This window comes from Hymenobacter ruber, from assembly GCF_054783255.1.
The window spans coordinates 142,166-163,217 of the sequence record NZ_BAAGQX010000003.1 but is presented as its reverse complement, the minus strand read 5'-3'; the positions used below and the strand labels follow the sequence as shown (position 1 = coordinate 163,217).

The window sequence follows — 21,052 nt, the reverse complement described above, 5'->3', positions numbered from 1 at the left end:
CGCTACTTCAGCTGCCGCAGGTACAGCTGCACCGTGTTTTCGAGGCCCAGGTACAGCGCATCGCACACCAGGGCGTGGCCGATGCTCACCTCGGCCAACTCGGGCAGCTGCTGGTGCAGCCAGGCCAGGTTGTCGAGGTCGAGGTCGTGGCCGGCATTCACGCCCAGGCCCAGTTGGCCGGCGCGGGCGGCCGTGGCGCGGTAGGGGGCCACGGCGGCTTCGCGGTCGGCGAGGTACTGCACGGCGTAGGCTTCGGTGTAGAGTTCGATGCGGTCGGTGCCGGTGCTGGCGGCGGCTTCCACCAGGTTCACGTCGGGGTCGAGGAAGATGCTCACGCGGGCCCCGAACGACTTCAACTCGGCCACCACTTCGCGCAGGAATTGCTGGTGCGTCACCACGTCCCAGCCCGCGTTGGAGGTGATGGCGTCGGGCGCATCGGGCACCAGCGTCACCTGCTCGGGGCGTACCTCGCGGCACAGGGCCACGAAATCGGGGGTGGGGTTGCCCTCCACGTTCAGCTCGGTGGTCACAATGCTTTTGAGGTCGCGCACGTCCTGGTAGCGGATGTGGCGCTCATCGGGGCGCGGGTGCACGGTAATGCCCTCGGCTCCGAAACGCTCAATGTCGCGGGCGGCCTGCAGGATATCAGGGCGGTTGTGGCCTCGGGCATTGCGCAGGGTGGCCAGTTTGTTGATGTTGACGCTGAGCTTGGTCATGAGAAGGTGGGTATGATGGTATGAATTTGTCATCCTGAGCGCAGCGAAGGACCTTATCAAGGCTGAACTGTTTGCCGTAACATAACCAGCGAAGTCATGATAAGGTCCTTCGCTGCGCTCAGGATGACAAACGGGGCCGTAGCTTCGAGGCGAAATTACGCCTTCCTCCGCGCCCTCCTACCCCCACACCCCCATACCCCCAAGCCCTAACGCTATGCTCAAAACCACCATCGACGCCGCCATCAAGCAGGCCATGCTCGCCAAAGACAAGGTGCGCCTCACCGCCCTGCGCAGCATCAAATCGCAAATCATGCTGGCCGAAACCGCCGAGGGCGCCAGCGAAGCCGGCCTCACGCCCGAAGCCGAGCTCAAGCTCCTCAACAAAGCCGCCAAGCAGCGCCGCGACGCCGCCGCCATCTACAAAGAGCAGTTCCGCTCCGACCTCGAAGAAACCGAGCTGGCCGAACTGGCCATCATCGAAGAATTCCTGCCCGCCCAGCTTACCGAAGCCGATTTGGTGGAGAAACTCGTCCACATCATCCAGCGCGTCGGCGCCACCGGCCCTTCCGACCTGGGCAAAGTAATGGGCGTGGCCGCCCGCGAGCTTTCCGGCCAGGCCGACGGCAAGCGCATCTCCGACGTTCTGGGGCATTTGCTGAACAACACGAATCTGTAGTTCAGTTAATAGTTACCAGTGAGCAGTTATCAATTCAGGTAACGCCTTTGACTAATTGCTCACTGATAACTGTTAGTTGTTAACTGAAAAATGACTGCCCTCGATATCCTCCTGCTTCTTCCGCTCGGCATTGGGGCCGTGAAAGGCTACCGGCGCGGGCTGGTACTGGAAGTGGTTTCGCTGCTGGCCTTTGTGCTGGGCGTGGTGGGCGGGCTGAGCCTGCTTTCGGCAGCCGTGCCGCTGGTGCGGCAATACGTGGGCGATGCCTTCGGGATGTTGCCGCTGGTGTCCTTTGCGCTGGTGTTCGTGGCTATTATGTGGGGCGTGCACCTGCTGGGCGGCCTGCTCAAAACCGCCGTGCACCTCACCCCGCTGGGCGTGCTGGATAACCTGCTGGGCGGTGCCGCCGGCGTCCTCAAGTGGATTCTCGGCCTGAGCCTGCTACTACATGGTACCGGCCTGGCCGGCCTGCATCTGCTCTCGCCCCACCTGATGGCGGGCTCGGAGGTGCTGCCCATCGTGCGGCAGGCCACCCCGCTGGCCCTGCAAATCACGGGTTACGTGCTGCCCATCGGGCAGGACCTGCTGGGACGAATGCGGTCGGCTTTTGTTAAAAGCTGACCATGCGCCTGCTACTGCTCGATAACTTCGATTCCTTCACCTTCACGCTGGCCGATTACTTGCGCCAGCTGGGGGCCGAAGTGGTGGTGCGCCGCAACGACGTACCCCTGGCCGAGCTGAATGTGTCCGAATTTGACGGTCTGGTTTTGTCGCCCGGCCCCGGCACCCCGGCCGAAGCCGGCGTGATGCCGGCCGTCATCCAGGCGTTTCATCAGCAATTACCCATGCTGGGCGTGTGCCTGGGCCACCAGGCGCTAGGCGAGTTTTTTGGGGGCGCAGTGGTGCGGGCTGCCCGGCCCATGCACGGCAAAGTCACCGACATGCGTTGCGATACTGCTGACCCGCTCTTTGCCGGGCTGCCGGCCGTGCAGCCCATTACGCGTTACCACTCCCTCATTCTCCGTGAGCCCCTGCCAGCCATGCTCCAGGCCCTGGCCCACACCACCGGCCCCACCCCCGAGCTTATGGCCTTGCGGCACCGCACGTTGCCGCTCTACGGCGTCCAGTTCCACCCCGAAGCCCTGCTCACCCCGCACGGGCTGGCAATTTTGGGCAATTGGCTCCGCTGTTGTATCATTGCCAAAACCGCCGGTAATTGAGGAAATACGAGATGGAATTGCGCCGCCAGCACCAGCACGGGTACGAATTTGTGGATGAAGGCCAGGGGCCGGTATTGCTGCTGCTGCACGGCCTGTTCGGGGCCCTGAGCAACTGGCAGGACGTGGTGCAGGAGTTCGCGCCCAATTACCGCGTCATTATTCCGCTGCTGCCCGTTTACGACATGCCCCTCACCCAGGCCGGCGTGCCGGGCCTGGTCGCCTATGTCGAAGGCTTCGTGAAGGCCCTCGAATTACCGGCCACGTTCACCGTGCTCGGCAACTCCCTCGGTGGCCACATCGCCTTGGTCTACACCCTGAAAAACCCGGCCCGCGTCAGCCGCTTGGTGCTCACCGGCAGCAGTGGCTTATTCGAGGACAGCATGGGCGGCTCGTTTCCCAAGCGCGGCAACTACGCCTATGTGCAGGAGCGGGTGGGCTACACCTTTTACGACCCCAAAGTAGCCACTCAGGAGCTGGTCGACGAAGTGTTCAACGTCACCAACTCCAATGCCAAGTGTCTGCGTATTATTGCCATCGCGCGCTCGGCCCAGCGCCACAACCTAAGCAAGGAGCTGGCTAAAATTGCCGTGCCCACGCTATTGGTCTGGGGCCTGAACGATACCATCACGCCGCCGCCCGTGGCCCACGAGTTCGAGCGTTTGCTGCCCCACGCCGAGCTGCGCTTCCTCGACCACTGCGGCCACGCCCCCATGATGGAGCGCCCCGCCGGCTTCAATGCCTACCTGCGGCATTTTCTGCGTACTACCGAAGCCACCCCGGCCCTGGCTGCCTAAAAGGCCGATATCCTTCTGCCGGCCCGATTGTTGTTCACCATTCCATCACCCGCCCGGTGATAATTTATGCCTTTCAATTATTTCTTTTCACCCAATTCGGCATCTATACCTCATCCCTCCTAAACTGCTACGCATATGCCCGCCCTGCTTGCCGAAGACCTCCTCAACGAAATGATTCCGCCCCTGAAGGGCACCGATTCGGCGGGCAAGGCAGCGCGCTGGCTCGATGAGTTTCACGTGGCCCAGCTGCCCGTGCTCGACAATCGGCAATACCGCGGCCTCGTCACCGAAGCCGACCTTGCCGACTTCGACGACCCCGAAACCCCCCTTTCGCAACTTCCCCTGGGCTACGCCGATGCCTACGTGCGGCCCGACCAACACTTCTACCGCGTGATGGAGCTGGCCATTGAAAATAAAATCCAGCTCGTGCCCGTCGTCGATGAGCGCCACGAGTACGCCGGCGTCGTCACCATCGCCGATGCGTTGGCCGCCTTCGGGCAGCAACCGGCCGGCGGGCAGGGCGGCATCATCGTGCTCACCATGGAGGAGCGCGACTATTCGCTCACCCAAATCAGCCGTTACGTCGAGGAAAACAACGCCAAAATCATGAGCGCCTTGGTTGCTCAGGACGAAGTCGACCCCCACCGCATTCGCCTCACGTTGAAGCTCAATACCGACAACCTGACCCGCATCACGGCCACGCTGGAGCGGTTTGGCTACGTGGTCACGGCTCAGTTCAGCGGCACCGCCGTGGCCAACGATGACGAGCAGGAGCGCTACGATGCCCTCCTGCGCTACCTGAGCGTGTAAAGTCGGGTGCTGTTCGGAATCCTTCTCTCGTTGCGGCTGCTGCTGGCCAGCCTAGTGCCAGTGCAGGCCGCCGATACGCTGCCGCACCCACTGCGTCCCGTGGTGGCCCCCACCGATACGCTCGTGCGGATAGTGCCTTGTCCCGGCATCGAGCGAGCGCCAGTCGGTACCATCCTTTTCACGGGCAATGCAGTTACCAAAGACCGCATTCTGCGAGCAGAGCTTGACTTTCACGAAGGTGACACGCTTGCTCTAGCCGATTTGCCGGCCCGCCTCGAAGCCAACCGCCGCCGGCTGTTCAATCTCCAGTTGTTTCATGCCGTGGTGGTGCAGTCCAGCTGCACCGGCGGGCGCCTGCTCATCGTGTTTGGGGTCCAGGAAAGATGGTACACCTTCCCGGTGCCCATTCTCTCATTGGCCGACCGCAACCTGCGCTCCTGGCTCGACCGCTCCGACCGCTGGCGGCGCGTCGACTACGGCGTGCACGTCGTGCGCAGCAATTTTCGGGGCCGCAATGAGCAGCTCATCGCCAACCTGCAGCTGGGCTTCAATCGCAAATACGAGCTGTTCTACGAAGCGCCCGGCCTGGGCCATTACCGACGGCTGGGCCTCGGCGTCGGCGCATCCTATTACCAAAGCCACTCCCTCGACTACCGCACCCTGGCCGACCGTCTCACTCCATTCCGGGCCGATGACGAATTTCCTATTCAGCGCTTCTACGTCACCGGCGGGCTGCGTTTCCGGCACACCGTCCAGTTTCTCACGGCCATCAATGTCTCGTACCACCGCGAGCAAATCAGTGACTCCGTCAATTATTACAACCCAACCTATTACCTCGGCCGTACCCAACGCGAATACCTCGACCTGAACCTTACCAGTACCCGCAACCAGCGCAACACCTTTGCCTACCCGCTCACCGGCAAGTATGCTCAGGCCGCCCTCACGCATCGCATTTTCCTCGATGGCACCACGCCCAGCATCACCACCCTCCACCTCACCTACACCCGCTACCTGGCCCTTGGCCGCGAATTCTACTACAGCGTTGGCCTCACCGGCCAGGCCCGCCTCACCCGGCAGCTCGCTTACGCCGACAGCCGCGCCCTTGGCTACGACGACCTGGTGCGCGGCTACGACCAATATGTTATCGACGGCCGCCATTACGCCCTATTGCAGCAAGGCGTCTCGTACCCGCTGCTGCGGCCCCAGCCCATCCGGCTGTCATCTATCGACAATCCCAAAGTCAACACCATCCCGCTCGCCCTCTACCTCAATATCTTTGCCGATGCCGGCTACGTCGTTGCCCCCCATCCCTTGCCCCAAAACCGCCTGCCCAACCAGCTACTGAGTGCCGTCGGCGTCGGCTTGCACCTCGTCACCTACTACGACCGGGTGTTCACTGCCGAATACACCCTCAACGGCTTAGGACAAACCGGCTACTTTTTCCGGGCTGAATTCCCAATTTAGCCGCTTCATTCCCGCCACATAAGTTATTTATTTGTTACGTAAGTCCGCCGCCGCATTACGTAATCCGCTCGCTCCTCCGCATGAAAATCGCCATTTTCGGTAAGCCTTTCGACGACGAAGCCGCCCCGGCCATTCAGGCCCTGCTCGACGATTTGGCCGCCCGCCGGGCCGAAGTCCGCATTGGCGAAGCCTTCCGCACCTTCCTCGACAACCGCCTGCGCCTGCCCGAAGGCACCACCGAATTCCATCGCGGCGACTCGCTGCGCGGCGTCCAGTTCGTGCTCAGCATCGGCGGCGATGGCACCCTGCTCGACACCGTCACCTACGTCGGCAGCCTCCAGATTCCCATTCTCGGCATCCACACCGGCCGCTTGGGGTTTCTCGCCACCATTACCCCCGACCGCATCACCCAGGCCATCGATGCCCTTTTCAAAGGCCACTTCACCATCGAAGAGCGCAGCCTGATTCGGGTCGACACCGACCCCGACGTTTTCGGCAGCCTCAACTTCGGCCTCAACGAGTTCAGCGTCCTCAAGCGCGACACTTCATCTATGATTGTCGTGCACACCTATATTGACGGCGAATACCTGAATTCCTATTGGGCCGATGGTCTCGTGGTGGCCACACCTACCGGCTCCACCGGCTACTCCCTGAGTTGCGGCGGTCCGGTAATGCTGCCCCAGACAAACAATTTTATCATCGCTCCCGTATGCCCCCACAATCTGAATGTGCGCCCCTTGGTGGTGTCCGACCAGAGCGTGATTTCCTTCGAAATTGAAGGCCGTAGCTCCAGCTACATGCTGGCACTCGATTCCCGCTCCCTGCCTGTCGAAGCGTCCGTCCAGATTGCCGTTCGCCGAGAAGCTTTCAATGCTCGTCTAGTAAAACTCAACCACGTTAACTTCCTCAGTACCTTGCGCAGCAAACTCAATTGGGGTCTCGACCGCCGGAATCCCGCCGGCATTCAGGTTTGAAAACAGAGTTTTTCGCTGAAAAAATTGTCAAAGCTTTTTTTAGTTCCCGATTCCCCCTACTTTTGTCACCGTCTGAAACTGTGCGCTCTCTGCACTGCTCTTACCCGCCGAACCTAGTATCATCATTTTAGTTGCCTTATGAAAAATATTTTCACGTATTCTACGGCCGTTGTGCTCGGGCTGGCTTTGGTGGCAACACCGGAGGCGGATGCCCAGCAGTTCAGCAAGCGGAAGCAATACAACTCCATAGGCTTCAGCCTGAATGCTATGAACTATTTCGGGGACTTGACGCCCGTAACTAGCTTCACTAGCTTGCGTTTAGGCGCTACGCGGGTTGGTGCTGGCGTTTCCATTACCCGTCGTTTCTACCCACGTTTGTCGGGCCGCTTCGGCTTGTCTTACGGTCGCATCTCGGGCGATGACTCGTTCGCCAACGACCAAGACCCGGACGCTCGCTTCCGTAACAACCGCAACATGAATTTCCGGAATGACATTCTGGAAGCTTCGGCCGTTGCCATCGTTGACCTTATCGAAAACCGCAATAACTACCTCAAGCGTCCGGACTTTGTGCCTTACGTTTTTGCTGGTGTGGCTGGTTTTTACACCAACCCCCAAGGTCTTGACAGCCGTACAGGCAATTATGTTGACCTGCAACCATTGAAAACCGAAGGTCAGGCGACTGCATACGGCAAGACGCAATTTTCGATTCCATTCGGCGGCGGTATCCGTTACCGTATCAACCGTAACTTCGATGCAAGCTTGGAAATCGGCTGGCGCAAAACTTTTACCGATTACTTGGATGACGTAGGAGGCAAATATGCTGACCCTTCCAAGCTGACTACTGATGCATCGACTTATTTTGGCCGCGGCATCACCAAAAGCTTGAAAGATGGCACTGGTACTTTCAACGGATTCACTAATCCCGGCGAGGCACGTGGTGACACGGGCAATAAAACCGACTGGTACATCGTAACAGGTGTAACATTGAACTACATCTTGACGCCCCGCATCAAGAACCCCAAATTCCGATAGCCAGCGACTGCTGGCTTAGGTCTCCTTTTCCAAGTCAGCAATTACTAAATGACGAATTCAGGTTTCAAAAACGTACTCCTCGCTTGCTTTGTGCAGGCGGGGAGTACGTTTTTTTGTGCTTCTGCCAATGCTCAGAACACCAGTGAAATAGGTATTGGCATCGGTGCCACTAACTACCGGGGCGAAGTATCACCCGATTTTCAGCTGCAAAATAGCCGGCCCGCCTTCACCGCCTTTTATCGCAAGGATGTGTCGGTGCCAATCACTTTGCGGGGTGGTTTCACGGCCGGCTTCCTGCGCGGAGCCGACGACAACGTGACGGGCGTGAATGGGGGAGTGCCTCCGCTCCAGGCCTATCGGCAGGCTAATACCAAAGGCAGCGTATTCGAAGCATCTGCGGTGGTGGAATACAATTTCCTGGACTACCATTATCGGACAGATAAGGTGCATTTCACGCCATATCTGTTCGCTGGCCTGGCAGGATTTTACGCCAATACCACTACGGTCTCAAATAATCCCCTTCTGCAGGCAAGCTTTAACCAACAGGGCAGCATGTTAGGGTTGGCTATTCCGGCAGGGGCGGGCATAAAATATGCCCTTTCGGAACACCTGAATCTCGGCCTTGAAATGGGGGTGCGCAAGACATTTACGGACCAACTCGACCATTTAAGTACCCAAGACCCGCTTCTGGTAAATATTCATGACCAGGATTGGTATTATTATAGCGGGGTCAGCCTATCCTATACGTTCTATAAAATCCGCTGCCCCAATCAATACAAGAAGAATAAGAAGCTGTTAAAGTAGTAGTTAGCTATGCTCTGATAACTGGCGCAGGTGCAGTCGTGAGAGGGATATAGAAGGAGGGCATTGTTGGTATTCGGCTGCTAAATGCAACCATTTCCGTAACTTGCGGGCTCTTTTAGCGAAACCGCAAAGATGACCGGCAAGGCCGAAATAGATACTCAAAATATTCCCGCTCACGTTGCCGTCATCATGGATGGCAATGGGCGGTGGGCCAAGCAGCGTGGGGGCTTGCGTGTCTTTGGTCACCAAAGCGCCATCACAGCTGTGCGTGAAACCGTGGAGGAAGCGGCCGAATTAGGTGTGCGCTATCTGACGCTATACGCGTTTTCGACAGAGAACTGGAATCGTCCGGCGCTGGAAGTGATGGCGTTGATGCAGTTGCTGGTACATACCATTAGGCAGGAAACGGCCACGCTGCTGAAGAATAGCATTCGCCTGGAAGCCATCGGCGACTTGGCCACTTTGCCCAAAAATTGCCAACGTGAGCTGGCCGAAGCAATGGAGCTAACCAAGGACGGCAGCCGCATGACGCTGGTACTGGCCTTGAGCTACAGCGGCCGCTGGGACCTTACCCAAGCTGCCAGGCGCATGGCTGACGATGTGGCTACCGGCAAGCTTCAGCCCAACCAAGTGACCGAAGCTATAGTAGCGAGCTACTTGGTGACGGCTAAAATGCCGGACCCGGAACTACTTATCCGAACCAGCGGCGAACAGCGAATTAGTAATTTTTTGCTGTGGCAGCTAGCCTATACTGAGTTGTACATCACCGATTTGCTGTGGCCGGATTTTCGGAAGGAGCATTTCCAGGAGGCCATTCGGGCTTATCAGCGCCGGGAACGGCGGTTTGGTAAAACCAGTGAGCAAATCACTGTATCTTAAATCTTTGTAATGTTTATTGTGCGTAATTTTTTTATCAAGTGTGCGCTTGTAGTAGCTGTGTTGGCCGGCTTGGTAGCTCAGCCAATGCACGCGCAGGCACAGCAACCGGGAGCCGACGAGCCCAAAAAGTACGAGTTGGGGGGCATCACCATTAGCGGTGCCCGTTACCTCGACCCCAATACCTTGATTGGCCTGACTGGTTTGCGTGTGGGCGACCCTATCAGCGTTCCAGGGGAAGAGATTGGCAAATCCATTCGCAAGCTGTGGGCCCAGGGAATCCTCGGCGACGTGAGCGTGACGGTGGCTCGTATCGAGGGCAACAAGATTTTCCTGGATTATAACCTGAAGGAGCGGCCACGCTTGTCAAAATTCACGTTTACGGGCATCAAAAAGGGCCAAACCGAAGACCTGACAAAGAAAATTACGCTGATTCGGGGCAAGGTGGTAACGGATGCCCTGATGAACAATGCACGGACACAAGTGCGCAAGTTCTTCGTGAACAAAGGCTACCTCGATACCAAGGTGAATATTGTGCAGGTTGCCGATTCGAGCCTATCGAACAGTGTGGCTTTGCGCATCGACGTGGATAAGGGGTCGAAAGTGCGCATCCACGAAATTGCCTTTGAAGGCAATAAAGCATTTACCGACCGGAAGCTGAAAGGAAAGCTTAAGAAAACCAAGGAGCGGAAGCCTTATAAGTTTCTGACCGCCGGCAAGTTCCAACGTAGCGAGTACGAGGAGGATAAGAAGAAGCTGCTGGAGTTTTACAACGCTGAAGGCTACCGCGATGCCACCATTGTGAGCGATACGCTGACGCGCGACGATAAAGGCCTGGCCTTGCGCATCACCGTTGACGAGGGGCCCAAGTACTACTTCCGCCACATCACGTGGAACGGCAACTACCTCTACGATGATAAGACGCTGGCCAACGTGCTGGGCATCAAGCCCGGCAGCACCTACAGCAAGGAAATACTGGATAAGCGTCTGAATTACAACCCAACAGGGCAGGACATCTCTTCGCTGTACCTCAACGACGGCTATCTGTTCTTCACCATCGACCCGGTGGAAACCAAGGTTGAAGGCGACTCGATTGACATTGAGATGCGCCTGAACGAAGGCGTGCAGGCGCACATTAAGGACATCAACATCTCGGGCAATACCAAAACCAGCGACCACGTGCTGCGCCGCACGCTGCGCACGTTGCCCGGCGATAAATTCAACCGGGAACTGCTCATCCGCTCGCAGCGTGAAATTGCCACTTTGGGCTATTTCGACCCGGAGAAAATCGGCATCAACCCCATCCCAAATCAAGCTGATGGTACGGTTGACATCAACTACACGGTGGTCGAGAAGCCTTCGGACCAGGTAACCCTGTCGGGTGGTTGGGGCGGTTACGCCGGCTTTATCGGTACGGTAGGTCTGGTTTTCAACAACTTCTCGCTGCGCAAGGCAGGTACGTTGCGCAATTGGACGCCTGTGCCCGCCGGCGATGGCCAGCGCCTGTCGCTCAACGTGCAGGCCAATGGTCTGCAATACCAAGCCTACTCGCTGTCGTTCACCGAGCCGTGGCTGGGCGGCCGGCGGCCGAATTCGTTCTCGTTCAGCTTGAACCACAGTGTGCAGCGCACCGGGGCGGCGTTGGATGCGGCTTCGGACCAGTTTATCAAAGTGAACAGTGCCACGGTGGGCCTGGGCCGCCAGCTGCGCGTGCCGGATGACTACTTCACGCTCAGCAACTCGCTGTCGTACAGCCAGTACCAGACGCAGAACTACGCGGTTATTGCCGGGGCAGCTTCGGGCACGTTTAACAACATTACCCTGAACACCACGCTGGCCCGTAACAGCATTGATAACCCAACCTATACGCGCCGGGGCTCTTCGCTAAGCCTGAGCGTGAACCTAACGCCCCCTTACTCGCTGATTAACCCCGACCATCCCAGCAACAACCAGTGGATTGAATTCCACAAGTGGATGTTTGATGCTTCATGGTTTACCCCGATTGTGGGCAAGCTGGTGCTGAACACCCGCGCCCACTTTGGCTACCTGGGAACGTACAATTCGAAGCGTGATGTAGGGCCGTTTGAGCGTTTCAAAATGGGCGGCGCGGGCCTGGGCTATAATGGCGGCGGCAACTACCTGGTGGGTACCGACTATGTGGGCCTTCGCGGTTACGATGACCCCAACGCGGCCTTTGCCATCCCGACGGCGCAGGCCAATCAGGCCGGTGGCATTGCCTACAACAAGTACGTGCTGGAAATGCGCTACCCCGTCAGCCTCAACCCAGCGGCTACGGTGTATGTACTGGGCTTTGCTGAAGCGGGTAATGCATTCGACTCTTACCAGAACTACAACCCCTACAAGCTGTACCGTTCGGCCGGGGTAGGTGCCCGTATCTTCATGTCGGCCTTTGGTTTGTTGGGCTTCGATTTCGGCCACGGCTTCGACTCCGTGATTCCGCCCGTAGGCACGGCCGCTGGCACCAAGCAGGACCCCAACCACTTCCACTTCATCATCGGTCAGCAAATTCGCTAGCAAGGCACTAGCGAGCGGAGTTTCACGTTTCCTCCTATATGAAGAATTTTGGCGGCCTGCTACTGGCCTTGTTGTTGCTGATTATTGCTCCGGAAGCCCACGCCCAGAAGTTTGGCTGGGTCGATTCGGAGTTTATCATGGCCAAAATGCCAGAGTACGCCAAGGCTCAACAGGAGCTGAACCTGCTGTCGGACACTTGGCAGAAGGAGATAGAAACCCTGCAAAAAGACCTCGACAAGCTCCATCGGAACTACCAGAACGAGGAAGTAGTGCTGACGGAAGCCATGAAGAAAAAGCGGCAGGACGAAATTCTGCTTAAGGAGCAGGAACTGAAAGCTTACCGCAACAAACAGTTTGGCTACGAAGGCCAGCTGTTCAAGAAGCGCCAGGAACTGAATAAGCCGGTGCAGGACAAGGTGTTTGAAGCGGTGGAAAAAGTAGCCAAGAAGAAGTCGCTGGCCGTGGTTTTCGATAAATCCGGCGACCTGACCATGCTCTACACCAATCCGGCGCACGATTACACCGAATTTGTGCTCGAAGAGCTGGGGTTGGGCGCTGAAGACCGCAACCAACCCGGCCCCAAGGGTGCAGTGAAAACGGTAGCCCCGCCCAAAACGCCGGTAGACCCTAACTTTGAATCGGACTCGGGCACACCTGATGCTGCGCCTGGTACCAAGCCGGTAACCAAGCCAGCGCGTCCGACTAATAAGAAGTAATTACCTTTGCCCCAATATTTTTCTGACACTTTTTCTTTTTGATGAATCTCGTGAAAATCTTTCGTCTGACGCTCGCCGCCGCTCTGCTGACCGCCGGAACCCTGGCTGCCACTTCTGCGCAGGCCCAGGCCCCCCTGAAAATTGGTTACACCGATGTTCAGTACGTGTTATCCCAGATGACCGAAAGCAAGCAGATTGAGTCGGAACTCAAAACGTATAACGACCAGCTTGCCGCTCAGCTAAAAAGCAAAAGCTCCGAGTTTGAAACCAAAGTGAAGGATTACCAGCAGAAATCCGGCACCATGACCGAGGTAGTGAAAGCGGATACCGAAAAGGAACTGCAGCGTTTGCAGCAGTCCATTCAGGAATTCCAGCGCACGGCCGAGCAGTCGTTGCAGCAGAAGCAGCAAACCCTGCTGAAGCCTGCCCTGGACAAACTGCAAAAGAACATCGACCTCGTTGCCGATGAGAATGGTTTCACCTACGTGTTCAATTCCGATGGTGGCGGCAGCCCGCTGTTGCTGCATGCTCCTAAAGAGGGTGATATTTCGGACCTCGTGCTGAAGAAAATGGGCATCACGCCCGGCGCGGCAGCTCCCATCAAATCGGGTCCGGCCTCGCCGGCTACCACCGCTCCGGTAGCGCCTGGTGTGAACAAGACCAAGACCAAAACCAAGAAGTAAGCGGCAACTGCCGCCTGCCAAAAAAGCCGGAGCACTCGCTCCGGCTTTTTTCATATACTACTACTTTGGGAAATGATAGACGACGAATTTGAGGCGGATGCACTGTCCGACAGTGAGGCCGACGAAGAAGGAGGTGATGAGCTTTATGAGCATCACCGCATTGTGGTAGACCGCGGCCAGGAAATGCTGCGGATTGATAAGTTTCTGCACGGCCGGCTGCGCAATACTTCGCGCAACAAAGTACAGGAAGCCATCCGGGCGTTGGCTGTGGAGGTGAACGGTGTGCCCGTAAAGCCCAACTACCGGGTCAAGCCCCAGGATATTATCACGGTCACGCTGCCCGAGCCGCCGCGCGAAGGCAAAGTGATACCCGAGGAGATGCCGCTCGATATTCGCTATGAGGATGCGGAACTGCTCATCGTGAACAAGCCGGCTGGCTTGGTAGTGCATCCGGCCTACGGCCACTGGCAGGGCACGCTGGTCAATGGCCTTGCCCACCACCTCGCCAACCTGCCCACGGGCCGCAACGGAGAAATCCGGCCTGGCCTGGTGCACCGCATCGACAAGGATACTTCGGGCTTGCTGGTAATTGGCAAGACCGAGTTTGCCATGACACACCTGTCATTGCAGTTTTTCCATCATACCATTCAGCGCAGCTACTTAGCATTGGTATGGGGCACCCCGCCCGGCCCCACGGGCACGATTACCGGCCATATTGGCCGCAGTGTGCGCGACCGCAAGGTGCAAGCCGTGTACCCCGGCGGCGAGCAAGGGAAGCCCGCTGTGACGCATTATGAGGTGTTAGAGAGTTTCGGCCCGGTGACGCTGGTCCGCTGCGTGCTGGAAACCGGCCGCACCCACCAGATTCGCGCTCACATGCAGTACCTCGGCCATCCCTTATTCTCCGATGCGACCTACGGCGGCGACCGCATTCGCGTGGGCCAGAACACTGGAGCGTATCGGTCATTTGTGGAAAACGTCTTTCAGTTGATGCCGCGCCAAGCATTGCATGCCCGCTCCCTCGGCTTCGTCCACCCTACTTCCGGCAAACAGCTACTCTTCGAAGCGGAAATACCGGAGGATTTTGCTGCTGTATTGGAGAAGTGGCGAGCCTGGGCTAGCTAATATTAACCGACACAAAAAAGGCCCCTTCGCAGTTGCGAAGGGGCCTTTTTTGTGCCATCAAGCTAATTACTTCTTCTTAACCGTGGTTTTTGTTGCGGTCTTCGTAGTAGTGGTCTTGGTAGCCTTAGTAGGCGCACTGAGAATCTTGATGTTGTTCTTAGCACCTGCGTTTTCCGGGTCCATGGCCAGCACTTGCTCAAAGTAGCTTTTCGCAGCAGCCTTATCGCCTTTCTGGAAGCTGTATACACCCAGGTAGCCATTGGCTTCCACTACACCTTCCTTGAACTTGGTGGGGTCAGCACCTTCCGCCTTCGAAAGCTCGATGTATTTCTCGTAGTACGGCTTGGCCAAGCCTTGTTTGGCTTCGGGGTCAAGGTACGAATTTACCTTAGCGCGGGCCAGGTAGCCAGGTCCGTACGTAGGCTTAGCCGTCAGGATGATGTTGTAAACGCTGTCGGCACGAGTGTACTGCTTGTCGCCGGTGAGGGCGGTAGCCAGACGGAACTGGTCGGTCAGGTCGCCTTTGCAGTTCGTCAGCTTGTAGCTGTAAACGCGGGCTGCGCCTTTGTAGTCCTTCTGGTTGGCATAGATAGCAGCTAGGTCATTCTGGAAGTCACAAGCCTTGCTTGGGTCTTTCTTAATGATTTCGCTGATGCCGGCAATGGCTTCGCTGCCTTTGCCGGTTTTGCTCATGATTTTATACTTGTAAGCCAAGTCCTCCGAAATTACTTTATCGGCAGGAGCTATTTTCATATACGTGTCCATGGCCGTCGAGGCCCCAGCGTAGTCACCGGTTTCATACAATAGATACGGCTTCAGACGGTTCATGGTCAGGTTGTTCGAGTCAACCTGCAATACCTTGTTTACCTCCGTCAGCGCCTCCGGGTACTTCTTGGTCAGGTACAGGAAGGATGCATATTGCGCATCCGTAGTAGCCGAGTGCTCTGCCAAGTCCTGATACTTTTTAAAGCTGCTCAGAGCCAAGTCGTATTGGCCAGCGTAGTAGTACATATCAGCCAGTTCCCGGTAAGCCGGTGCGTAGCTGGGGTCCAGCTCTACAGCCTTGTTCAGGCTCTCGCGGGCCGCATTGAAGTTGCGCGAACGCACGCTCAAAGCGCCTTTTTTGTAGTAAGCCTGCGCGTAGCTGGGGTTGGCTGCAATGGCTCGGTCAAAGCTGGTCATGGCTTCGCCACCACCCTGGTCCGAGTGCAGAAACACGTCGCCACGGGCCACCATCAGCGCCGGGTCATCTTTTTTGAAAGCGGCCTGGGCGGCATCGAGATACGTCTGAGCCTTACCGGTCGTCTTACCGTCAGCCTCGCCGTATGCCTGGGCAATCATTGTCAGCACCTTGGTGTCCTTGTTCTTGGTAGCCTTGGCGGCGGCATCAAACTGAACCTCTGCCGGCGCCACCTGGCCTTTGGCCAGCAATGCACGGCCGGCGGCTACCTGACCAAAGGGAGTAGAGCCAGCTGCTTTATTGAAGAAATAAGCTGCTGAGTCGGGCATGTCACGCATCTGATACAGACGACCCAACTCGAAAGCAGTCTCGGGCGTGGAGCCGGGGCGCAAAATGGCGCGGGCTTCGTTATACCGACCCAACTCAATGTCGCGTTGGGCGGTTTGCACGTTTTGGGCGGTGGCCGCCGTAGTACCTGCTACCATCGCAACGGCAGCGAGCAGCGGCTGTTTCCAGGGCTTGAAACTCATAGGAGAAGAAAAAGGATGAAAAAGCAATGAGAAATTGTTACGCGAAAAGTGCGCTTACAGTTTAGGCGTGGTAATTATTCGGGCCTGCATCTGAGCCGGTAATAGTCCCGATTTCTGAAAAATCAGCTGACCGTTTTTGCCTGCCACAAAGGATGCAAACCCTGTGCCTAATCCTGCCCGCGCTTCCCGGCTGATGACGTAAAGGTTGCGCCGGAGCGGGTAATTCTGCAAATCCGGGTCCTGCGCCAGCTGCTCAGGCGTCTTTTCCGCCAGATACACCTGGTAAGGCTGGATGTAGTCGCTCGGCTTGGGATTGGGACGGGCCGTGATGCTGGCCACCCGCACCTTATTGGCAAACTTCATGGCGGCCGGGTCGTCCCGGTCCGAAATCCAGTTCACGCCCACCACCCCAATAGCGCTGGGGTGAGTTGCAACATAATCGAGCAAAGCTGGGTTCGATGCGGCGGCAAAAACCCGGGTGGTAAGGGCGGCACCATGCGTCACCGAGTCGCGCACGAAACGCGTCGTGCTGCTCCGGTTCGCATCAAATACCACATTGATATCCGCCAGCCCTTTCTTGCCACTGACTTGGCTCCATTTGCCGGTTTTGCCCGTGAAAATGTCTGCCAGCTGCGCTACCGTCAGTAGCGAATCGGGGTTGCTGCGGTTGAGGACAATGGCCAGGCCATCGATGCCAATGCGGGTGGTGCGCGGCACGATGGTTTGCTTGGCAAAATCAGCCTGCTCTTCCGCATTCAGCTCCCGCGATACCACGGCCAGCTTCACCTTGTCGTTGATGAGGTCCAGCATCACCTTTTCCTCCGGCTGAAAGCTCATCTTAACGTGAGCATTTGGGTAGAGCTTCGCAAACGTGTCTATCTGCGCTTGCAGAATGGGCGCAAATGTTTCATCGACGCTCACCGCAACGTTACCGCTGGTAGGAGTGTCCTGGGCTCCGGGCGAGCCTGGGCCGTTGCAGGAAGCAATGGCAATGGCTCCGGCCAGCACTGTAACACCAGCAGTCAAAAAGTGAGCGCGCTTAATCATTATCGTCAGAAATGGTTTTTTTGCGGAAATGCTCCTGGTAGCCTCGGCTAAAGCGAAGTAATCCATAGAGAATGAAAACGGAACCCAGAACCCGTCGGGCTATAGGACCTAATTGGATGATTGCGCCAGCAGAAGAGCTATTGGCCGACCACCACAACCACACGCCAAGGCCTACATAAACCACGGCCATCAGGAGCACAAAGTAACGCACCAGCCGTTGGGGCGACTTACCGAGCCGCTCCTCAGTAGTAGGCAGGTTGAGCATAAACAGGAAAATTCAGAAATGAATATATAATAAACCCAAAAAAACTGGGTAAAGGTTCGGCTGGCAATGGTAAAGCTTCTGAACCAGGCTACAAAAAAGCCGAAAAAACACTGCTTTTCATAGAAGCCGGCAATTTTCTGACTTTAACGGATTTGCACCACAATTTGCTTCGTGAGTCAGACTATTTCTTGCATTGAGATGCTGCTGTTGTTGACTCTCCGCAGTAAGAAGTATTCAACGATTACCTCAATTAAACGGTATGCGAAGACGCAGATTTTCTCATGCTGTATTGATTTTGAATACAATAAAAAAACCCTGAACCGAGCCATGAAGCTCAATCCAGGGTTTTTACTAATTCGGAGTTAACTCCGAATTAAGAACTTATTGAATTTTGAAGGTAATCGGTACCGTAAACGAAACGCTTACTGCCCGGCCGTTCTGCTTACCGGGGATAAACTTGGGCAGGGTTTTCACCGCCCGAATCGTTTCCTCGTCAAGACCCGAACCGAGGCCTTTTACCACTTTCACATCCGAAACGTCGCCCTGCGGGTTCACCGTAAAGCTAACGAAGATGCGGCCTTCAACCTGGTTGCGAAGCGCCAGCGGGGGGTATTTCACCGCCTTCTGGATGGCATTCACGATAGCGGCGTTACCACCACCACCGGGCAGCTGAGGCATCTGTTCTACGTAGGTGTAGACTTTGTTCTCAACTACTTCTTCAACCACTTTGTCGCCGGTGCCGGAGAGTTCAGAAAGGTCGGGGGCGTCCGTGTTACCTTTTACGGTTACGGTGGCTACCGTCTTGTCCTTCAGCTCTTCCTGGTCCGGAACCTCTTCCTTCTTCACTTCCTCATCCTTTTTCACTACCGGAGGAGTGAATTTGATGGTGGTGAGCTTGGGCGGAGGGGGTGGCGGTGCCTCGGGGGGAGGAGGGGGGGGCGGCGGCTTCGTCTCATCGAGAGGCGGAGCGTCCATCAGCACGTTCTCCTTGAGGTTCTTCGGAGCTTCCTTCGGCATCTTGTCTTTCAGATACTGAGCGATGAGCGGGAAAAACACGAGGAGCGCGAATACCGACGTAGCAATAATCAGTGCCCGGGTAACGTGCCGCTGATACAAGCGACGCAGTACGTAAGCACCGTATGCCTTATTACGGCCTTCAAAAACGATGTCGTTTAAGCTGGCCTTGGCAATTTGCGCATTGTCCATCATAGGGCGGAGTCTTTAATAAGGTCCAGGTCGTCTTTGGGTACCTTCACCAGCGCGTATTTCTTCTGGTTCGTGATGTTCATCTCGTCCAGAATGTCCACCATGTTTTTATACTTGGCGTCTTCGGTGGCTTTGATGAGGATGATGGGCTCCGGCTTCTGGCGCTGGCGGTCCAACAGGACCTGCCGAATTCCATTGGCAGCGAAGTTCGTCACCTTCAACTCAGGCTTGGCTACGGTTTTGTCATTGGGCGTATTCAAACCGAAGTAGTAATACGCCTTGTTGTCTTTGCCGAGGATGATGGTCATGGCTTGCGAAGCCTTGATTTTCGTGTCCTCCACATCGTCGGTCTTCTTCACCGGCATCGTGAGCTGCATCACGTTGGGCTTGGCGAAGGTGGTTGTCAGCATGAAGAAGGTAAGCAGGAGGAAGGCCAAGTCCACCATTGGGGTCATGTCGATTTTGGTCGACATTTTCTTGGCCCGCTTCTTCCCACCTTTTCCACCGGAGTCGGCTTTGCCTTGAATTTCTGCCATGGGATTTAGTTAAGTGAGGAGATTAGAAACTGAAGCAGTAGGAGCAACCAATGTTATTTGGCGGCAGCTACGGGCTTGTTCTCCATATCCGTAATGAGGTTGAAGCGGTTGATATCCTTCTCCTGCAACACCTTGATAACCTGCTGCACCGTGGGTACATCAGCATTACCGTCGCCTTTGATGGCGATGTAGGTAGGCTTGTGGAAGATGGCTTGGTTGGCCGTGCGAGCCGCCAGCACCCAGTCAATTAACTGGTTATTGAGCGAGTCGAGTGGAACACCGGGCTGCTGAGCATTCACCTGCTTGCGGTCTTCCTTGGCCATGTTCAGGTAAGAACCAAGCTGGCTGATAGGCAGGCCAAAGTTGGGCAGGTTGCTGAACTCTTTGGCCTGGGCTGCGGTGAAGTTTACGCCATATTTAGCGCCTACTTTCTGCAATGCCTGAATCTTGGTTTGCGGAGCATCGACGCCAAAGAAGACACGCTTCTTAGCATCAACGGTCAGCGTAATAACGTTGTTCTCGGGCAATTTAAGCTCCGAAGTCGATGACGGCGTGTCCACCACCACAGTCTCTTCGGGGGCAAATTTGGTGGTGAGCATGAAGAATGTCACCAGCAAGAAAGCCAGGTCCACCATCGGCGTCATATCAAGCGACGGCGAGGTACGGTGCGGTTTTACTTTGGGCATTGCGAGGTGGGGTTAAAAGGGGGCGACTCATTCCGAAGAACGAATCGCCCCGCGTTTTAGTGCATCAGCCGGTAGCTGCGCAAACGGAATTAAACCGTCTGGGTAGCCGTGGTCTGGCCGTGCTGGCCAGCGAACGTCTGGATGATGCTGAAGCCAGCCTCGTCGATGCTGTAGGTCAGCTCGTCAATTTTGCTGGTGAAGTAGTTGTAAGCCACAATGGCCAGGGCCGAGGTACCGATACCCAGAGCCGTGTTAATCAGAGCTTCCGAGATACCGTTTGCCAGTGCTACTGCGTCGGGAGTACCGGCCTGCGCCAGAGCGGCGAAGGCGCGAATCATGCCGAATACCGTGCCGAGCAGACCGGTCAGGGTTGCAATCGAAGCGATGGTCGAGATGATAACCAGGTTTTTCTCCAGCATGGGCAGCTCCAGCGCGGTGCTTTCCTCGATTTCTTTCTGGATGGCCAGTACTTTCTGGTCGGTGGTCATGCCACGCTCGCGGGTCATCTCGTTGTATTTCATCAGGCCGGCTTTCACCACGTTGGCTACCGAGCCTTTCTGCTGGTCGCAGGCGGCGAGGGCACCGTTGATGTCGTTGGCGTTCAGCTTCTGGCGCACGGTGCGCACGAAGCTTTCAATGCCTTTCGAGCCTTTGGCTTTCGAGATGGTCAGCATCCGCTCAATCGAGAAGGTGATAACGCAGAGGAACATGGTGAGCAGGAACGGTACGATAACACCGCCCTTATACACTACGCCGAGGTAATCGCCGGGATTGGGGTTGTTTTCGGGGTTGCCGCCTTGGAAGTGGCTACCATCACCAAAAACGAATTTAAAAACGATATAGCTGATGACGAAGGCCAAAATGATAACTATCACGGAAAACAGCGAGGCGCCACCGCTGCTTTGGGCTTCGGCTTTGGCGGCCGTTGCGGCGGGCCGTGGGCTCGTGTTCATGGCATTTTTCTGTTCCATTGTGCCGGAGTGTTTGGGGTTATTGAGTGAAGTAGTTGAATTGAGTGGGTAAAGAAAATGCAAAAAGTTGGTTGGGAGCGCAGGCAACGGCAAAAAGACAATCGATAATCCCGTAATGAGGAGATTAAAATAGCACTTACCGAAGTCTAAACTACCCGACGAGCCGTCTTAGCTGGGCAAACCTAACCAAAAAGCGCGGCCTGACC

22 protein-coding genes are annotated in these 21,052 nt (G+C 56.4%); 14 read left to right on the top strand and 8 right to left on the bottom strand.

Annotation, left to right across the window (positions count from 1 at the left end):
- Positions 1-2: 2 nt before the first annotated feature.
- Entirely contained in the window at positions 3-716 is a 714-nt protein-coding gene (locus ACYVM5_RS07790; protein ID WP_460617570.1) for a pyridoxine 5'-phosphate synthase, read from the bottom strand.
- 214 nt (positions 717-930) lie between these two features.
- Between ACYVM5_RS07790 and ACYVM5_RS07785 the strand changes: the two genes are divergently transcribed.
- From ACYVM5_RS07785 to ACYVM5_RS07720, 14 genes are all read left to right on the top strand, one after another.
- Complete coding sequence (locus tag ACYVM5_RS07785) at positions 931-1,392, top strand: GatB/YqeY domain-containing protein (protein WP_460610687.1); 462 nt, start codon at positions 931-933, stop codon at positions 1,390-1,392.
- 90 nt (positions 1,393-1,482) lie between these two features.
- Positions 1,483-2,013: a CvpA family protein gene (locus ACYVM5_RS07780; RefSeq protein WP_460617569.1), complete on the top strand. Its 531-nt coding sequence runs from the start codon at positions 1,483-1,485 to the stop codon at positions 2,011-2,013.
- Positions 2,014-2,015: 2 nt separating this feature from the next.
- Complete coding sequence (locus ACYVM5_RS07775; RefSeq protein ID WP_460617568.1) at positions 2,016-2,612, top strand: anthranilate synthase component II; 597 nt, start codon at positions 2,016-2,018, stop codon at positions 2,610-2,612.
- An 11-nt stretch (positions 2,613-2,623) separates the two neighbouring features.
- Positions 2,624-3,406 carry an alpha/beta fold hydrolase gene (locus tag ACYVM5_RS07770; RefSeq protein ID WP_460617567.1) on the top strand — a complete coding sequence of 261 codons (783 nt, stop codon included), beginning with the start codon at positions 2,624-2,626 and terminating at the stop codon, positions 3,404-3,406.
- 135 nt (positions 3,407-3,541) lie between these two features.
- Entirely contained in the window at positions 3,542-4,216 is a 675-nt protein-coding gene (locus tag ACYVM5_RS07765; RefSeq protein WP_460617566.1) for a CBS domain-containing protein, read from the top strand.
- Between the two features lie 6 nt (positions 4,217-4,222).
- On the top strand, positions 4,223-5,680 hold the full coding sequence (locus ACYVM5_RS07760; RefSeq protein ID WP_460617565.1) for a BamA/TamA family outer membrane protein: 1,458 nt from the start codon (positions 4,223-4,225) through the stop codon (positions 5,678-5,680).
- A gap of 80 nt (positions 5,681-5,760) precedes the next feature.
- Positions 5,761-6,654, top strand: a complete 894-nt coding sequence (locus tag ACYVM5_RS07755) for a diacylglycerol kinase catalytic domain-containing protein (RefSeq protein WP_460617564.1) — start codon at positions 5,761-5,763, stop codon at positions 6,652-6,654.
- A gap of 138 nt (positions 6,655-6,792) precedes the next feature.
- Complete coding sequence (locus ACYVM5_RS07750) at positions 6,793-7,686, top strand: DUF6089 family protein (RefSeq protein ID WP_460617563.1); 894 nt, start codon at positions 6,793-6,795, stop codon at positions 7,684-7,686.
- A gap of 48 nt (positions 7,687-7,734) precedes the next feature.
- Positions 7,735-8,490, top strand: a complete 756-nt coding sequence (gene porG, locus ACYVM5_RS07745; protein WP_460617562.1) for a type IX secretion system protein PorG — start codon at positions 7,735-7,737, stop codon at positions 8,488-8,490.
- Between the two features lie 132 nt (positions 8,491-8,622).
- Entirely contained in the window at positions 8,623-9,369 is a 747-nt protein-coding gene (locus ACYVM5_RS07740; protein WP_460617561.1) for an undecaprenyl diphosphate synthase family protein, read from the top strand.
- Positions 9,370-9,378: 9 nt separating this feature from the next.
- A complete protein-coding gene (bamA, locus tag ACYVM5_RS07735) occupies positions 9,379-11,901 on the top strand; it encodes a BamA/OMP85 family outer membrane protein (RefSeq protein ID WP_460617560.1) in 2,523 nt (840 codons plus the stop codon).
- A gap of 38 nt (positions 11,902-11,939) precedes the next feature.
- Positions 11,940-12,617 carry an OmpH/Skp family outer membrane protein gene (locus ACYVM5_RS07730; protein ID WP_198069148.1) on the top strand — a complete coding sequence of 226 codons (678 nt, stop codon included), beginning with the start codon at positions 11,940-11,942 and terminating at the stop codon, positions 12,615-12,617.
- A gap of 41 nt (positions 12,618-12,658) precedes the next feature.
- Positions 12,659-13,300, top strand: coding sequence for an OmpH/Skp family outer membrane protein (locus ACYVM5_RS07725; protein ID WP_460617559.1), 642 nt, complete (start codon positions 12,659-12,661; stop codon positions 13,298-13,300).
- Between the two features lie 72 nt (positions 13,301-13,372).
- Positions 13,373-14,425: an RluA family pseudouridine synthase gene (locus ACYVM5_RS07720; RefSeq protein ID WP_460617558.1), complete on the top strand. Its 1,053-nt coding sequence runs from the start codon at positions 13,373-13,375 to the stop codon at positions 14,423-14,425.
- A gap of 66 nt (positions 14,426-14,491) precedes the next feature.
- Here ACYVM5_RS07720 and ACYVM5_RS07715 read toward each other — a convergent pair whose 3' ends face one another.
- The 7 genes from ACYVM5_RS07715 to ACYVM5_RS07685 form a co-directional block, all read right to left on the bottom strand.
- Positions 14,492-16,135 (bottom strand): tetratricopeptide repeat protein, encoded by a 1,644-nt coding sequence (locus ACYVM5_RS07715; RefSeq protein ID WP_460617557.1) that lies wholly within the window; start codon positions 16,133-16,135, stop codon positions 14,492-14,494.
- Between the two features lie 54 nt (positions 16,136-16,189).
- The gene (locus tag ACYVM5_RS07710) at positions 16,190-17,182 is read right to left on the bottom strand and encodes a PstS family phosphate ABC transporter substrate-binding protein (protein WP_460617556.1); all 993 of its coding nucleotides are present in this window, start codon (positions 17,180-17,182) and stop codon (positions 16,190-16,192) included.
- Entirely contained in the window at positions 17,175-17,447 is a 273-nt protein-coding gene (locus ACYVM5_RS07705; RefSeq protein WP_460617555.1) for a hypothetical protein, read from the bottom strand. The genes ACYVM5_RS07710 and ACYVM5_RS07705 overlap by 8 nt, the downstream gene beginning before the upstream one ends.
- A 381-nt stretch (positions 17,448-17,828) precedes the next feature.
- Positions 17,829-18,656: an energy transducer TonB gene (locus tag ACYVM5_RS07700; protein WP_211532026.1), complete on the bottom strand. Its 828-nt coding sequence runs from the start codon at positions 18,654-18,656 to the stop codon at positions 17,829-17,831.
- Complete coding sequence (locus tag ACYVM5_RS07695; RefSeq protein ID WP_198069143.1) at positions 18,653-19,189, bottom strand: ExbD/TolR family protein; 537 nt, start codon at positions 19,187-19,189, stop codon at positions 18,653-18,655. The genes ACYVM5_RS07700 and ACYVM5_RS07695 overlap by 4 nt, the downstream gene beginning before the upstream one ends.
- Before the next feature lie 53 nt (positions 19,190-19,242).
- Entirely contained in the window at positions 19,243-19,875 is a 633-nt protein-coding gene (locus ACYVM5_RS07690; RefSeq protein WP_198069142.1) for an ExbD/TolR family protein, read from the bottom strand.
- Between the two features lie 89 nt (positions 19,876-19,964).
- Complete coding sequence (locus ACYVM5_RS07685) at positions 19,965-20,846, bottom strand: MotA/TolQ/ExbB proton channel family protein (protein WP_460617554.1); 882 nt, start codon at positions 20,844-20,846, stop codon at positions 19,965-19,967.
- Positions 20,847-21,052 lie beyond the last annotated feature (206 nt).

Bases quoted from the DNA above. Each gene is read 5' to 3' on its own strand.
- ACYVM5_RS07790 (WP_460617570.1), bottom strand. From the start codon at position 716: ATGACCAAGCTCAGCGTCAACATCAACAAACTGGCCACCCTGCGCAAT.
- ACYVM5_RS07785 (WP_460610687.1), top strand. From the start codon at position 931: ATGCTCAAAACCACCATCGACGCCGCCATCAAGCAGGCCATGCTCGCC.
- ACYVM5_RS07780 (WP_460617569.1), top strand. From the start codon at position 1,483: ATGACTGCCCTCGATATCCTCCTGCTTCTTCCGCTCGGCATTGGGGCC.
- ACYVM5_RS07775 (WP_460617568.1), top strand. From the start codon at position 2,016: ATGCGCCTGCTACTGCTCGATAACTTCGATTCCTTCACCTTCACGCTG.
- ACYVM5_RS07770 (WP_460617567.1), top strand. From the start codon at position 2,624: ATGGAATTGCGCCGCCAGCACCAGCACGGGTACGAATTTGTGGATGAA.
- ACYVM5_RS07765 (WP_460617566.1), top strand. From the start codon at position 3,542: ATGCCCGCCCTGCTTGCCGAAGACCTCCTCAACGAAATGATTCCGCCC.
- ACYVM5_RS07755 (WP_460617564.1), top strand. From the start codon at position 5,761: ATGAAAATCGCCATTTTCGGTAAGCCTTTCGACGACGAAGCCGCCCCG.
- ACYVM5_RS07750 (WP_460617563.1), top strand. From the start codon at position 6,793: ATGAAAAATATTTTCACGTATTCTACGGCCGTTGTGCTCGGGCTGGCT.
- porG (WP_460617562.1), top strand. From the start codon at position 7,735: ATGACGAATTCAGGTTTCAAAAACGTACTCCTCGCTTGCTTTGTGCAG.
- ACYVM5_RS07740 (WP_460617561.1), top strand. From the start codon at position 8,623: ATGACCGGCAAGGCCGAAATAGATACTCAAAATATTCCCGCTCACGTT.
- bamA (WP_460617560.1), top strand. From the start codon at position 9,379: ATGTTTATTGTGCGTAATTTTTTTATCAAGTGTGCGCTTGTAGTAGCT.
- ACYVM5_RS07730 (WP_198069148.1), top strand. From the start codon at position 11,940: ATGAAGAATTTTGGCGGCCTGCTACTGGCCTTGTTGTTGCTGATTATT.
- ACYVM5_RS07725 (WP_460617559.1), top strand. From the start codon at position 12,659: ATGAATCTCGTGAAAATCTTTCGTCTGACGCTCGCCGCCGCTCTGCTG.
- ACYVM5_RS07720 (WP_460617558.1), top strand. From the start codon at position 13,373: ATGATAGACGACGAATTTGAGGCGGATGCACTGTCCGACAGTGAGGCC.
- ACYVM5_RS07715 (WP_460617557.1), bottom strand. From the start codon at position 16,135: ATGAGTTTCAAGCCCTGGAAACAGCCGCTGCTCGCTGCCGTTGCGATG.
- ACYVM5_RS07710 (WP_460617556.1), bottom strand. From the start codon at position 17,182: ATGATTAAGCGCGCTCACTTTTTGACTGCTGGTGTTACAGTGCTGGCC.
- ACYVM5_RS07705 (WP_460617555.1), bottom strand. From the start codon at position 17,447: ATGCTCAACCTGCCTACTACTGAGGAGCGGCTCGGTAAGTCGCCCCAA.
- ACYVM5_RS07700 (WP_211532026.1), bottom strand. From the start codon at position 18,656: ATGATGGACAATGCGCAAATTGCCAAGGCCAGCTTAAACGACATCGTT.
- ACYVM5_RS07695 (WP_198069143.1), bottom strand. From the start codon at position 19,189: ATGGCAGAAATTCAAGGCAAAGCCGACTCCGGTGGAAAAGGTGGGAAG.
- ACYVM5_RS07690 (WP_198069142.1), bottom strand. From the start codon at position 19,875: ATGCCCAAAGTAAAACCGCACCGTACCTCGCCGTCGCTTGATATGACG.
- ACYVM5_RS07685 (WP_460617554.1), bottom strand. From the start codon at position 20,846: ATGGAACAGAAAAATGCCATGAACACGAGCCCACGGCCCGCCGCAACG.